This window comes from Serratia surfactantfaciens, assembly GCF_001642805.2.
Classification (GTDB): domain Bacteria; phylum Pseudomonadota; class Gammaproteobacteria; order Enterobacterales; family Enterobacteriaceae; genus Serratia; species Serratia surfactantfaciens.
Map to the genome: position 1 here is coordinate 2,462,154 of NZ_CP016948.1, position 13,065 is coordinate 2,475,218.

General features: G+C 56.2%; 15 protein-coding genes. All 15 read left to right on the forward strand.

Features of this window, described 5'->3' with window-relative positions:
* Positions 1 to 5 precede the first annotated feature (5 nt).
* Positions 6 to 1,040: a type VI secretion system protein TssA gene (gene tssA / locus ATE40_RS11625; protein ID WP_063918560.1), complete on the forward strand. Its 1,035-nt coding sequence runs from the start codon at positions 6 to 8 to the stop codon at positions 1,038 to 1,040.
* Positions 1,041 to 1,163: 123 nt separating this feature from the next.
* Positions 1,164 to 1,700: a type VI secretion system contractile sheath small subunit gene (gene tssB / locus ATE40_RS11630; protein ID WP_019452989.1), complete on the forward strand. Its 537-nt coding sequence runs from the start codon at positions 1,164 to 1,166 to the stop codon at positions 1,698 to 1,700.
* 3 nt (positions 1,701 to 1,703) lie between these two features.
* Positions 1,704 to 3,209 carry a type VI secretion system contractile sheath large subunit gene (gene tssC, locus ATE40_RS11635; protein ID WP_019452990.1) on the forward strand — a complete coding sequence of 502 codons (1,506 nt, stop codon included), beginning with the start codon at positions 1,704 to 1,706 and terminating at the stop codon, positions 3,207 to 3,209.
* 67 nt (positions 3,210 to 3,276) lie between these two features.
* Positions 3,277 to 3,660, forward strand: coding sequence for a Rap1a/Tai family immunity protein (locus ATE40_RS11640; RefSeq protein ID WP_019452991.1), 384 nt, complete (start codon positions 3,277 to 3,279; stop codon positions 3,658 to 3,660).
* Positions 3,657 to 4,148, forward strand: coding sequence for a T6SS effector amidase Tae4 family protein (locus tag ATE40_RS11645; RefSeq protein ID WP_025159845.1), 492 nt, complete (start codon positions 3,657 to 3,659; stop codon positions 4,146 to 4,148). The genes ATE40_RS11640 and ATE40_RS11645 overlap by 4 nt, the downstream gene beginning before the upstream one ends.
* Before the next feature lie 300 nt (positions 4,149 to 4,448).
* Complete coding sequence (locus ATE40_RS11650; RefSeq protein WP_019452993.1) at positions 4,449 to 4,931, forward strand: Hcp family type VI secretion system effector; 483 nt, start codon at positions 4,449 to 4,451, stop codon at positions 4,929 to 4,931.
* A 67-nt stretch (positions 4,932 to 4,998) separates the two neighbouring features.
* On the forward strand, positions 4,999 to 5,829 hold the full coding sequence (locus ATE40_RS24200; protein WP_244889081.1) for a pesticin C-terminus-like muramidase: 831 nt from the start codon (positions 4,999 to 5,001) through the stop codon (positions 5,827 to 5,829).
* Entirely contained in the window at positions 5,813 to 6,637 is an 825-nt protein-coding gene (locus tag ATE40_RS24205) for a lysozyme inhibitor LprI family protein (protein WP_244889082.1), read from the forward strand. Before ATE40_RS24200 ends, ATE40_RS24205 begins: the two co-directional genes overlap by 17 nt.
* 16 nt (positions 6,638 to 6,653) lie before the next feature.
* The gene (locus tag ATE40_RS11655) at positions 6,654 to 6,989 is read left to right on the forward strand and encodes a T6SS amidase immunity protein Tai4 family protein (protein WP_050501245.1); all 336 of its coding nucleotides are present in this window, start codon (positions 6,654 to 6,656) and stop codon (positions 6,987 to 6,989) included.
* Between the two features lie 69 nt (positions 6,990 to 7,058).
* Positions 7,059 to 7,394 (forward strand): T6SS amidase immunity protein Tai4 family protein, encoded by a 336-nt coding sequence (locus ATE40_RS24210; RefSeq protein WP_230328916.1) that lies wholly within the window; start codon positions 7,059 to 7,061, stop codon positions 7,392 to 7,394.
* Positions 7,395 to 8,119: 725 nt separating this feature from the next.
* On the forward strand, positions 8,120 to 9,859 hold the full coding sequence (gene tagH, locus ATE40_RS11660; RefSeq protein WP_063918561.1) for a type VI secretion system-associated FHA domain protein TagH: 1,740 nt from the start codon (positions 8,120 to 8,122) through the stop codon (positions 9,857 to 9,859).
* Positions 9,859 to 10,632: a PP2C family protein-serine/threonine phosphatase gene (locus ATE40_RS11665; protein WP_063918562.1), complete on the forward strand. Its 774-nt coding sequence runs from the start codon at positions 9,859 to 9,861 to the stop codon at positions 10,630 to 10,632. Before tagH ends, ATE40_RS11665 begins: the two co-directional genes overlap by 1 nt.
* A gap of 29 nt (positions 10,633 to 10,661) precedes the next feature.
* On the forward strand, positions 10,662 to 11,648 hold the full coding sequence (locus tag ATE40_RS11670; RefSeq protein WP_063918563.1) for a double-strand break repair protein MRE11: 987 nt from the start codon (positions 10,662 to 10,664) through the stop codon (positions 11,646 to 11,648).
* Between the two features lie 15 nt (positions 11,649 to 11,663).
* Positions 11,664 to 12,485 (forward strand): type VI secretion system accessory protein TagJ, encoded by an 822-nt coding sequence (locus ATE40_RS11675; RefSeq protein ID WP_370520158.1) that lies wholly within the window; start codon positions 11,664 to 11,666, stop codon positions 12,483 to 12,485.
* 2 nt (positions 12,486 to 12,487) lie between these two features.
* Positions 12,488 to 13,063 (forward strand): type VI secretion system baseplate subunit TssE, encoded by a 576-nt coding sequence (locus tag ATE40_RS11680; protein WP_019453002.1) that lies wholly within the window; start codon positions 12,488 to 12,490, stop codon positions 13,061 to 13,063.
* The last annotated feature ends 2 nt before the right edge of the window (positions 13,064 to 13,065 follow it).

Here is a 13,065-nt window from a genome sequence, read left to right on the forward strand (position 1 = left end):
ATTCTATGGCTATCGATACCGATACCCTGCTGGCCCCGGTTGACGCGGACAATCCCTGCGGCGACAACCTGGAATACGACGCCGACTTTCTGGCGATGGCGCGCGCCGCCACCGGCAAGGCCGAACAGCAGTTCGGCAGTACCATCATTCCGGAAGAGGCGCCGGATTGGGTGCAGGTCGAGCGTCTCTCGACCTCGCTGCTGGCACGCACCAAAGACCTGCGCGTCATGCTGTACCTCACCCGCGCCTGGACCCAGCTGCGCGGCTTGCCGGGCTACGCCGACGGGCTGACGCTGATCAACCAGGCGATACTCCGTTACTGGGACAGCCTGCAGCCGGCATTGGAGTTCGACGGCGAGGCCGATCCGCTGTTTCGCATCAACGCGCTGGCCGACCTTGGCGACAAAGCCGCGCTGGCCGCCAGCGTGCGCGCCGCGCCGTTGCTGAAAAGCGCCGCCGGTGAAATCTCGCTGCGCGACGCCGGCGCCCTGCTCGACGGCAGCAAGCAAGAGTGCCCCAACTTTCCCGGCGGCCGCGCGCGGCTGCAGGATGAGCTGGCGCAACAGGATCGCCCCGAAGGCGCTCTGGTGACGCACATCGCCAACACCCTGAGCGCCATTCGCAGCGAAGTGACCCGCCATCTGGGGGAAAGCGCACTGCCTGAAATGAGCGCGTTAACCAAGGTGTTTTCTCTGGTGGCGCTCGCCGGCCAAAGCGACGCCCCGGCCGCCACCGAACCGGACGCCGCGCCGCAAGCCGCCGCCGCCGAGCCGCAACCGGCCGCGGTACAAAACGTCACGGCGCCGCTCAACTGGCGCAGCGCGCAAATCCAGTCGCGCGACGACGCCCAACTGATGCTGGACAAGGTGAAAAATTATTTTCGTCTTCATGAGCCGAGCCACCCGGCGCCGCTGATGATCGATCGGGTCCAGCGGCTGATTACGCTGGACTTTATGCAAATCGTCCGCGATTTGGCGCCCGATGGGCTTAACCAACTGGAGACCATTCTCGGTCGCCCCGACCACGAGGAGAACAGCTAGCCACCGACTTTTGTTCTCTTGACGACACCCGATACCGTCTGCCGCCTGCGCAGACCCGAATCAGAACCTGACTCTCCCAGCCGGACGAGGCGCGTTCCCAATCGCCATTAGATGGAGTAAATCATGTCAAACTCGAAATCCCGCAGCGGGCAGAAATTCATCGCCCGCAACCGCGCGCCGCGCGTACAGATTGAATACGATGTCGAAATTTATGGCGCAGAGCGCAAAATCCAGCTGCCGTTCGTGATGGGCGTGATGGCGGATCTGGTGGGGAAAGCGGTCGATCCGCAAGCCAGCGTGGAGGAACGCAAGTTCATGGAAATCGACGTCGACAACTTCGACGAGCGCATGAAATCGCTGAAGCCGCGCGTCGCTTATCAGGTCGACAACACCCTGACCGGCGAAGGCAAACTGAACATCGATCTGACCTTCGAAAGCATGGAAGACTTCTCCCCTGCCGCTATCGCCCGCAAGGTCGACTCGCTGGGCAATCTGCTGGACGCCCGCACCCAGCTTTCCAACCTGCTGTCCTATATGGACGGTAAAAACGGCGCCGAGGAGCTGATCTCCAAGATCCTGCAAAACCCGGCTTTGCTGCACTCCTTGACCGACGCGCCAAAGCCGGCGGTTAACGACGACAACAACGAGCGTGAGGATTAATCGATGAGCAACTCGCCTCAGCAACAAAATGCGTTGCAAACCACCGAGACTTTTTCCAGCGACGAATTCAGTGCGCTGCTGAACAAAGAGTTCCGGCCGAAGACCGATCAGGCTAAAGAAGCGGTCGAGAACGCGGTGAAAACCCTGGCGCAACAGGCGCTGGAAAACACCGTCACCGTCTCTTCCGACGCCTACCGCACCATTCAGGCGCTGATCGCGGAAATCGACGAAAAGCTGTCGCAACAGATCAACCAGATCATTCACCACGACGACTTCCAAAAGCTGGAAGGCGCCTGGCATGGCCTGCACTACCTGGTCAACAACTCCGAAACCGACGAGATGCTGAAGATTCGCTTCATGAGCATTTCCAAGCAGGAGCTGGGCCGCACGCTGAAGCGTTATAAAGGCGTGGGCTGGGACCAAAGCCCGATCTTCAAGAAAGTCTACGAAGAAGAGTATGGCCAGTTCGGCGGCGAGCCGTTCGGCTGCCTGGTGGGCGACTACTACTTCGATCACAGCCCGCAGGATGTGGAACTGCTGGGTGAAATGGCCAAGATCGGCGCCGCCTCGCACTGCCCGTTCATCGCCGGCACCGCGCCAAGCGTGATGCAGATGGAGTCCTGGCAGGAGCTCTCCAACCCGCGCGATCTGACCAAGATCTTCCAGAACACCGAGTACGCCGCCTGGCGCAGCCTGCGCGAATCGGAAGACGCGCGTTATCTGGGCCTGGTGATGCCGCGCTTCCTGGCGCGCCTGCCGTACGGTATCCGCACCAACCCGGTGGACGAGTTTGACTTCGAAGAAGAGACCGACGGCGCGACCCACGGCAACTACACCTGGACCAACGCCGCCTACGCCATGGCCGCCAACATCAACCGTTCGTTCAAAGAGTTCGGCTGGTGCACCGCCATTCGCGGGGTGGAATCCGGCGGCGCGGTGGAAAACCTGCCGTGCCACACTTTCCCGAGCGACGACGGCGGCGTGGACATGAAGTGCCCGACCGAGATCGCCATCAGCGATCGCCGCGAAGCCGAGCTGGCCAAGAACGGCTTTATGCCGCTGGTGCACCGCAAAAACTCCGACTTCGCCGCCTTTATCGGCGCGCAGTCGCTGCAGAAGCCGGCGGAATATTACGATGCCGACGCCTCTGCCAACGCCCAGCTTTCCGCGCGCCTGCCGTACCTGTTCGCCTGCTGCCGTTTCGCGCACTACCTGAAATGCATCGTGCGCGACAAAATTGGCTCCTTCCGCGAACGCGACGACATGGAGCGCTGGCTGAACGACTGGATCATGAACTACGTGGACGGCGATCCGGCCAACTCCTCGCAGGAAACCAAGTCGCGCAAACCGCTGGCCGCAGCGGAAGTTCAGGTGGAAGAGATCGAAGACAATCCGGGCTACTACAGCGCCAAGTTCTTCCTGCGCCCGCACTACCAGCTGGAAGGCCTGACCGTCTCCCTGCGCCTGGTGTCGAAACTGCCTTCACTGAAGCAAAACGACGCGTCCTGATGGACTGAAGTCAGGCCGCGATAGCGCGGCCTGACGGATACATCAACCTCATCACAGGGAAAGAAAGATGAAGACAAAACGGTTTTATCTGGCATCGCTGTTGGCTGTCGTCTGCTCGCTCTGCGCCGCGACGCCCGCTTTCGCAGAGCAGACATCGATAGCGCATTTGACTTCCGATGATGTCAATCTGTCAGGCAGCGACTTTTTCCGTTTCTATCGCAGTGCAGATAAACAGGAAAAAGAGAAAGCGCGAATTTATTTGCTGGGCGTGCTGGACGCGACGGAAGGAAAAAGCTGGTGCCAATACAGCCAGCTACAAACCGTCACTCTGCAGGAGTTTGTATTCGAATTCTTTAATAAACTTCCCGCTGCGCGCCTGCATGAAAGGGCTGCCCCCCTGATTGAAGAGGCTCTGGCGACTCGCTTCCCCTGCAAAGGAGGCAAAGCATGAAACCTTTATATCGTCAGCTAAAAAGCAGCCATTACTCCTCTGATTACTCTAGCCCGGGATATTTGGCAGCAGAAGCCGTTTACGCTGAGATTGGCTATGAGCTTGATACGCTTCTAAAGCAAAATCCTGGTTATGCCAATACCTGTGCTGTCCGCATGAGCCTGGCGCTGTTGAAAGCCGGCATCAGCTTCAAAGGCCGCCTGCCAATCAAAAAAGGTGCCTATAAGGGTAAAACGATTGAACCGGGAGCCAAACTGTTGGCCGATCAATTGCATCGCTCCAGTAGTTTTGGCAAAGCCAAAATTTTCTTTAATGCTCCAGATGCAGAGAAAGGTATTGGCAATAAAAAAGGCGTCGTGTTCTTCAATAAAATCACCAACTATGATGGCGGACACATTGATCTGATCGAACCAGAAAACTCACTATTGACCTGCCATTCCCATTGCTATTTTAACTGCAAAGAAGTCTGGTTTTGGGAATTGAGCTAGTGTGCCATCGGCTTATCAGTAAAAGCATGAGGTTGGGTTTAACTGCATGCTTGCTCATAGCAGGCAATCCAGATCGCACGTGAAACCAAGACAACGCGAAATAATTAAGCATTGAGCCATTATCATCTTAATAATGGCTCGGTAACCCGTACCGATAGTTTTCGGTATTTAAGAAGGTGCATGGCACAAGGATATAAATTGGTAATGCATTACCACACTTGCAATTCCTGCTGCTATTACCTGAGTTTTTCAACGTAACGTTAATACTACTGTTAACCCTTAATAAAGAGTGAAGAAACTATGGCTATTGATATGTTCCTGAAAGTTGAAGGTGCCAGCGGCGAATCTAAAGATTCGAATCACAAAGGCTGGACCGACATCACTTCTTTCTCCTGGGGCGCTTCTCAACCGGGCAATATGGGCGTTGGCGGCGGCGGTGGCGCCGGCAAAGTGTGCTTCAACGATCTGCACGTCAACGCGCTGGTCGACAAGTCAACCCCGGCGCTGCTGAAGCACTGCTCCAGCGGTAAACACCTGACCAAGGTTGAGTTGTCTGTCTGCAAGGCGGGCGGTACTCAGGTTGAGTACGTCAAAATCACCCTGGACGACGTGCTGGTCACCGCCGTGCAGTACACCGGTGCAGGCGGCGAAGACACCGTAGGCATCACCTACTCCTTCCAGGCGGCGAAAGTGAAGCAGCAGTACTGGGAGCAGAGCGACAAAGGCGGCAAAGGCGCCGAAAGCAGCGCAGGTTGGAACATCAAGGAAAACCGCGAAGCTTAATTGTTATACAACCTCCCCGTTATGGGGAGGTTGGTTTGGCAAGCGATGTATTTTAGATAAGGAAATCATGATGAAAGCGATTAGAAAAGGTGACAGAGGAAATCACGTAAAATCATTGCAAGAATTGCTTAATAAACAGGGGGCTATTCTTAACTCTGATGGCATATTCGGTCTAAAGACTGAATTAGCAGTAAAAAAAGTGCAACGTAAAAAAGGTCTGCATGTTGACGGCATCGCTGGTCGAAAAACATTCTTAGCCCTGGGTTCACACGTCGAAACTCGAGCACCACAACCTCCTATCGGTGGTAGTGCAGGTCGTCAAGGTCCCGGAGCTATGGGCATTTCACAAAGCGGTTTAAGGTTTATCTTTAATATTGAAGCATGGCGCGGAGTAAGTAACCACCTACATTGGCCTGGCGGTGCAAGCGGGGTCACTCTGGGGCCGGGTTATGATATGAAAGCTCGCTCTATAGAATCAATAAAAAATACCATGATCGCGATTGGATTAGACAGCGCAATTGCAGATAAAATCAGTGCAGCCGCCGGGTTACATCATCAGCAAGCTAAAGACTTCGCGAAAGAAAATCACAATTTAGTGGTTTTAACCGACACACAGGAAACGGAACTACTTAAATTTATAGTACCTGCCTATGAAAGAGCTGTTAGGAATAAAATTCTTGTTCCACTCACACAACAAGAGTTTGATGCGTTAGTCTCCTTTGCTTATAATCCAGGTGGTCGACTCAACAACGTCGCAGCATTCATTAATCAGAGCAAAATATCTGATGCAATGACAGAAATAAAACGTGCCATTACCTCAGGTGGAAAAGTGATGAAAGGGCTGATAAACAGAAGAAATTACGAAGTCGAGCTCTATTTAAATGGAAACTATCGCTAAGGAATTCGCCACAATGAAATTATCTGCATTTTTAATTAGTAGCGTATTTTTCTCACTTACTGCATGTGCAGCAGAAAAAAACGTTAATACCCCAACATCATCAACTATTGATGGCTTATGGCAAGTGACTCAGGTCAACATAGACAATGAGACTACCCGCACGCTTAGCTATCAACTTAACGACCCTCGATTACTAGGAAGGGTAATCAATATTTCCACTAAATCAATAGAAAACAATCTGCCGGAAAAAGACGTCTGCACAGCGCCAACCTTAAGTATTGAGAGAAGCACGCTAAATCAATTCATCGGTAAGTCGATGGGCGGAGATAAAAGCATCTCGGCTAAAAACTATGCATTGAAAGAAAACGGCCAAGCAGAAGTCTCTATTTTCAAGATCGCTTGTCACTCCGGATCATTCGGCCCATCCGATAATGGTGCAGGCTCCAGCTTTGCCGCTCTCAATCCAAAAAAAATGCTGGTTAATTGGTACGATGGTTCGCTACTGCAATTAGAACGGTTACCGAAAGATCCTAAACCTGCAGCGTCTTTCGACTGTGCCAAATCTACAAGCGTTGTTGAAAAAACTATCTGCTCAGACTTCAATTTATCCGCCTATGACAAAAGCGTTTCTCAAGCTTGGCTGTTGGCAAAAAAGCAGGCGACCGATGTAGGGGATAAAAAACTGGCGGCTTCTTTAAACAGCACGCAAAGATCTTGGTTACTGCAAAGGGATAAATGCCGAGATGACAAAGATTGCCTGGCCGATACGATGCAAAAACGAATCGATGCACTTACGTCACACGATTAAAACTGCGTTCCTACTCATGTTGGCGGTATTGAATACTGAAGCTTCCGCCAACGGAAAGTATTCCCCTGCTGAGTACCTCAAAAACTACGCGCTTAGCGTTTGCATCGCCGAGGGGTACTCAGCAAAAGAAGTCAAAAACGATGCCGCCGCCGCCGCTCGGGGTTACATGGAGTTCGGCGATTATTCTCTGGAAGCGCATACCGCTGTCAGGGCGCTGGCAAAAGAATTTCTGGCAAAGCCCTATGACAGCATGTCTGGAGAGCCGATGACGATGGCCAAGTGCATCGATCTTGTACATAGCCAAGCGTTGCAAGCTATCATCAAGAAATACCAAGGGAAAGACGACAACTGATATCAGAGTTGCTCAAACGACGGCTCATATCAAAGGTTATCTCGGATGAGAAGATACACGTACTTTTTAATGTCTCTGCTGCTCGGAAGCCATGTAGTCCTTGCTGAAAACTCGCTCAATGCTCTATCGCAAGAGGCACTATATAAAAATTGGTTAGTCAGCCGTTGCATTGGGAAGTCCACTGACTTAGAAAAAACCAAACAAGACGCCTTCCGTTCCGCTTCCGCCTATTTAGAATTGAGTAAACTGCCTATGGATGCATTTGAACAAGGTGAAAAACTGGCTGAACAGTACGCAAATAAAAACAGCCAAGGCTCAGTTCAAGGGACTTACCATACTTTAGATTGTCTTTCACTGCAGAACGCCAGTGAAGCTGAAACCATTTTTGAACGTTACTCAAAGTAATAGCCGCAGTGATAGAATTCATTTTTTTGCAGCCATCACCTTCAAATTAATTACATTTTTATCACTTATAATTTATTACTTGAAAATATACCAGCACCATTAATCATCAGTCATTGGGAAAATATTCCTTGGCTTTCTATTACTCAGTACAAACCATATGGAATTTTAGAGCATTGGGATAATGAAAAAACAGTGATCGATGACGTCACACTTTCCACCTACTCTTACTCATTTGTGTTTTTATACTTTTTCCTGTCAGTCTTAGTATTTGTCGGGCTTTATCACCTAAAACAAAAAACCAACAATAGAAAATCCCATTCCCTTTTTGTGATAGCTACCACAGTAAATTTATTTGCAAGCATCATCTAGGGTTTAGTGTTTAACTATGGTTCTGAGATACTGGATCCAATGCTCAATATAAAATTTCAAGACTATGATGAGGTGTGGTACGCCAGTATTATATTCGCCCTTACTTACCTGTCTCAATTACCAACTAATCTCTATTACAAAAGAAAGACTAAGAATAATGCGAACAATAGCAATGACATCACCTGACATATACAGCCTCACGTTATTATATTGAAGTTTTCGACCATATAATGCGTTAACCCAAAAAATTAGTCACTCACATTCAAAGATCTCTCTTAGGAAAGAAATTAAGTCAAACTCATCCAGTTATCGAGTTCCACTGTCTGGCCATAAGATCTAATCAGCAGGAATGCCTTATGCGATTTTCCATTGTAAAAAATAAAAGCGGCCAGGTTCCGCCGCAGAGCAGTTGCGATTTTCTGCCGCCGGGCGGCACCATCGGCCGCAGCGTGGACAACAACCTGGTGCTGCCGGACGAAGAGCGCGCCATTTCCCGCCTGCAGGCGATCGTGCATATTTCCGCTGACGGCGAATGCCGCATCACCAACCGCGGCAACGTCACCCGCGTGCTGCTGAACGACATTCCGCTGGAGCGCGGCCGCCAGGTTGAACTGCAGGATGGCGACGTGCTCGGCATCGACGATTACCAGATTGAAGTCAGCGCGCTACAGCAACACGCCGCGCCACAGGCTCAACCGGTGGCCAAGGCTGCTGCCGTTGCCGCTGCTGCGGCCCCAGCAGCCGCCGCCACCGAAAAATCCGCCGCGCCAATTCCCAACGAAATCTGGGACAGCCTGGTGGAAGAATTTACGCCTAACGCGCCGGCCGCCGTCACACCGCCGCCGATCGCCAATCCGGACAATCATCCGCTGCTGGATACCCCCGCTCACGAGCTGAACCCGGCCGATCCGCTGGCGCAGCTGGCGGGCAATGTCGATCTGCGCCAACTGCAGCAGCAGCAAACCGATCCGGCGGCGCTGTTCAACACCGACGCCACCTTTGAGCGCGAGCACATCCTGGCCGATACCACCCCTAGCGCGCTGCTGGCAGAACAGGCGGCACCGCCGCGTCCGGCAGCCCCGGCGCAGAATGCGCAGCAACCGGAGCAAGAACTGGATCCGCTGGCGCTGTTCGGGGGCTCATCCGCCCCCGCTTCGCCAGAGACGCTGAACAGCAACGATCCGCTGGGGTTGCTGATGGGCGGCGCCGTGCCGCTGGCTCAGCCGGAGGAACCGGTACAGCCGTCGTCCCCGCCGCCAGCACCGGCACCGATCGCCGCACAACCGCAAGCGCCGCGCCCACAGCCGACGCCGCCGCCCGTGCAGATGCCCGAGCCGCAACCCCAACCCGCGCCGCAGTTCAGCCAGCCGGAACCGCCCGCGCAGCCGCCGCGCCCGCGCCAGGGCAACCGCCTGGGCATCGATCCAGTCGCCTACCAGTCCGCCCAGCGGCAACACGCCGCCGCGCCGAATGGCGACGCATTGGAAGGGCCGTTGCTGACGGCACTGTTGCAAGGCATCGGTCTCGACGATCTGCAGCCACAGCCGCATTTCGACGAACGCCAGATCCGCCAGGCCGGCCGCCTGCTGAGCCTGTTCTCGCAAGGCACCGTCGCCCTGCTCTCATCCCGCTCGATCCTCAAGCGCGGCGTGAAGGCCGAGATGACCATGATCCTCGACGAAGCCAACAACCCGTTCAAGCTGTTGCCTTCGGGTAAAACGGTGCTGATGCAGATGTTCGGCAGCCAGATGCCGGGCTTTATGCCGCCGGAGCAGGCGGTACGCGACGCGCTGATCGACCTGCAGGCGCACCAGTTGGGGATGATCGCCGGCATCCGCGCCATCATCGCCGCCATGCTGCAGTCGTTCAATCCGGAGCGCCTCGAAGAGGAAGCGCGCAAAGAAGGCGTGGCGCCGCGCCTGTCGCTGCCCGCCAACCGCAAGGCCGCGCTGTGGGACTACTTCGTGAAGAACTATCAGCAAACCTCCGGCGAGATCGAGGACGATTTCCACACCCTGTTCGGCGAAGCCTTCCTGCACGCCTATGACGTTGAAGTGAATCAATACAAAGACTCACAGACCAAACCGGACGCGTAATGAATATCACCATAGCCTCTACCTCCAACCAGGGCGGCCGCGCCTCCAACCAGGATCAAACCGGCGAGGTGCTCGGCAACCGCGCCGCCTGCTTCGTGGTGTGCGACGGCATCGCCGGCTTTCCGGGCGGCGATATCGCCGCCCAGTTGGCGCGCGACACCATTTTGCAAAACTTCGACGGCGAAAAGCATCTGAACGCCCAGAGCATTCGTCAGCACATCACGCGCGCCAACGCCGCGATCCACCAGCAGCAGCGGCAGTCAGACGAATACAGCAAGATGGGCACCACGCTGGTCAGCCTGTTTATCGATCGCGATTATCAGCTGGCCTACTGGGCGCACGCCGGCGACAGCCGCCTGTACCTGTTCCGCCGCGGCTACCTGCATGCCGTCACCACCGACCACAGCCTGATCCAACAAATGCAGGACGCCGGTTATCAAACCAACGGCATCAACAGCAACCTGCTGTATTTCGCGCTGGGGCTCAACGAAGAGCGCGACGCCACCTACAGCGACGTGCTGCAGCTGGAGGACGGCGACGTTTTCCTGCTGTGCACCGACGGCTTCTGGCACAGCTTCAGCCAGGCCGAACTGGAACAGTCGCTGCACATGGTCAACTCCCCCAGCGAGTGGATCGCCCTGATGCAGCAGGCATGGAAGAAAAACAATAACAGCGATAACTACAGCGCTATCGCCGTCTGGATTGGCTCACCGCAGGAAACCACCCTGCTGCATTCGCTGGCGGATGCGGAACGGTTTTTGATTCGCGACTGAGTCGGCGCACATTCACAGCAAGGTTCACTATGAAATACTGGATGCCGGGGCTCGTTGCCCTGATGGCGGTACCGACCGCGCAGGCGATGAACTATCGCCTGGTTTACTCCCCCAGCCAGAAGCTGGAAGTGTTTATCGATGACGTCAAGAACAGCAATCCGGAAAGCTGGTGCGGTAAAAGCATCCCGCTGCGCATCGTCTCGGCGCAAGGCAAAGATCCGGCGGTGCTGAACGACTTCCTGCCGCGCGTCGGCAATCTGCTGGAAAAGCAGTGCCCGAAAGCCGGCCACCTGCCCTGGACGCTGACCGACAAGCGCGGTGAGAAGCTGGCCAGCGGCGAAGCCGCCAAAGCGCGCGGCTGGAAACCGGTGGTCAAACAGGAGACCGCCGAGCAGCCGGAAACTCCGCCGCAGCCGGCGATCCCTGCGGCGGTGGCCGTGACCTCTCCGCAGGCGGACACCGCACCGCCGCAGCGTTTCAGCCTGCCGCAGGGCTGCCATTTCCGCACTTTCTGGCGCGATGAAGCCAACGGCGGCGCGTTGTTCATTCCCGCTGGCGACGCGCTGCGTTGCGGCGAGGACGGCTGGCTGCAGGGCAGCGGCGCGGTCACGCTGCAACAGGGCGGCCAGACCCTCTCGCCGACGCTGTGGTTCCTGCAGGGCTACCCGCTGGCGAAGATCAACGGTGGCGATCGCGCGCTGACCGTCGTCAACGCCAACGCCCAACGGCTGGTGCTGGGCGGCAACCCGCAGGCGCCGGGCAGTTTCCTGCTGCTGAGCTTCGAACCGCAGTTGCACGCCTGGGCGTTCAACGGTGAAGCGATCGTTGAAATGGCGCGCGTCGACGCCGCCGACGAGAACAAGATCAAACAGCGCGTGCAACAGGCGCAGGCCGCCTGGCAGCCGCTGCTGAGCGCCCCCGCCCCGCTGGCCTTCAAACTGGTGGAGAAGCTGGCCGAAGACCGGGTCGATCCGGCCAGCGGCAGCTACCTGTCGGTTAACGGCGCCACTCACTGATTATAAGGAAAGCCTGTGAAATCATTAGCAAGCATGCTGCAAGGCCACTCGATCGGCGCGGCCATTACCGCCGTCGAAAATGACATCAAGGCGAAACCGGCGGATGCCGATCTGCGCGCCGCGCTGGTGCAACTGCTGTGCCTGAGCGGCAACTGGACGCGCGCCAACGCACAGCTGAAGTCCTGGCAGGCGCTGAAACCGATCGCCCAACCGACCACACTGCTGCTGATGCAGTCGGTCAACGCCGAGCTGCAGCGCCAGGCAGTGTTCGCCGGCACGGCCGCGCCGGCGCTGCTGCGGCAGGATCAGCCCTGGCTGCAACTGCTGGTGCAGGCGCTGCATCAGGATGCACAAGGGGCGGCCGAACAGGCCCAGGCGCTGCGCGACCAAGCGCTGGAAGCTGCGCCGGCCGGCGCCGGGCGGTTAACGCTGGCCGAAGGGGAGCAAGAGCGGCAACTGAGTTTCGACTGGCTGACCGACGGCGACGGCCGCCTCGGGCCGGTGTGCGAGCTGGCGCTGAATGGCGTTTACTACTGGCTGCCGTTCGCCGACATCGCCGCGATCCAGTTCCAGGCGCCGCAGAGCGCCATCGATCTGGTGTGGAGCCATGCGCTGGTGCGCCTGACCGATGGCCGCGAACAGGTGTGCCAACTGCCCGCCCGTTATCCGCTGGCTGCAGACAGCGACGACGCGCTGTTGCTGGGCAAACGCACCGAATGGCAACCGCTGGGCGACGGCACCCACTATGCCGGGCTCGGCCTGAAGACCTGGCTCAGCGAAAGCGATGAATTCCCGCTGCACAGCCTGCGGCAGCTGAGCTTCGACGCGAGCGCCTGAACATGAACGATAAGCGCCCACCCCACTACGACGGCGGCGATCTGCGCCGCCAGGGCTATCGCTATCGTCAGGACAGCGAACGCCTGACGTCGCGCGACAAAATGCAGCCGGTGCTGCTCGATATGCTGACCGACGACGAACCGCATAAAAAGCAGGAGGCGCAGGTGCGCAACCTGGTGTCGCACAGCGAGCTGCGCCGCCGGGTATTGCGCGATCTGCAGTGGCTGTTCAACTGCGTCAACAGCGAATCCAATCTGGATCTCGGCGATTTTCCGCAGGTGCGGCGTTCCACCCTGAATTACGGCATCGCCTCGCTGGCGGGCAAGCGCATGTCGGACATCGAATGGCTGGACATTCAGCGCGCGCTGACCGATTCCATTCTCCATTTCGAGCCGCGCATTCTGCCCGAAGGGTTGCAGGTGCGCTGCATCTCGGACACCGGCTCGCTGGAACTGCACAACGTGCTGTCGATCGAAATCAAGGGCCGCCTGTGGTGCGTGCCCTATCCGCTGGAGTTTCTGTTCCGTACCGACGTGGATCTGGAAAACGGCCACTTCGATCTGAAAGACATAGGGTAAGG

Coding starts and splice junctions, on each gene's coding strand:
- tssA (WP_063918560.1), top strand. CDS start 6: ATGGCTATCGATACCGATACCCTGCTGGCCCCGGTTGACGCGGACAAT.
- tssB (WP_019452989.1), top strand. CDS start 1,164: ATGTCAAACTCGAAATCCCGCAGCGGGCAGAAATTCATCGCCCGCAAC.
- tssC (WP_019452990.1), top strand. CDS start 1,704: ATGAGCAACTCGCCTCAGCAACAAAATGCGTTGCAAACCACCGAGACT.
- ATE40_RS11640 (WP_019452991.1), top strand. CDS start 3,277: ATGAAGACAAAACGGTTTTATCTGGCATCGCTGTTGGCTGTCGTCTGC.
- ATE40_RS11645 (WP_025159845.1), top strand. CDS start 3,657: ATGAAACCTTTATATCGTCAGCTAAAAAGCAGCCATTACTCCTCTGAT.
- ATE40_RS11650 (WP_019452993.1), top strand. CDS start 4,449: ATGGCTATTGATATGTTCCTGAAAGTTGAAGGTGCCAGCGGCGAATCT.
- ATE40_RS24200 (WP_244889081.1), top strand. CDS start 4,999: ATGATGAAAGCGATTAGAAAAGGTGACAGAGGAAATCACGTAAAATCA.
- ATE40_RS24205 (WP_244889082.1), top strand. CDS start 5,813: ATGGAAACTATCGCTAAGGAATTCGCCACAATGAAATTATCTGCATTT.
- ATE40_RS11655 (WP_050501245.1), top strand. CDS start 6,654: ATGTTGGCGGTATTGAATACTGAAGCTTCCGCCAACGGAAAGTATTCC.
- ATE40_RS24210 (WP_230328916.1), top strand. CDS start 7,059: ATGTCTCTGCTGCTCGGAAGCCATGTAGTCCTTGCTGAAAACTCGCTC.
- tagH (WP_063918561.1), top strand. CDS start 8,120: ATGCGATTTTCCATTGTAAAAAATAAAAGCGGCCAGGTTCCGCCGCAG.
- ATE40_RS11665 (WP_063918562.1), top strand. CDS start 9,859: ATGAATATCACCATAGCCTCTACCTCCAACCAGGGCGGCCGCGCCTCC.
- ATE40_RS11670 (WP_063918563.1), top strand. CDS start 10,662: ATGAAATACTGGATGCCGGGGCTCGTTGCCCTGATGGCGGTACCGACC.
- ATE40_RS11680 (WP_019453002.1), top strand. CDS start 12,488: ATGAACGATAAGCGCCCACCCCACTACGACGGCGGCGATCTGCGCCGC.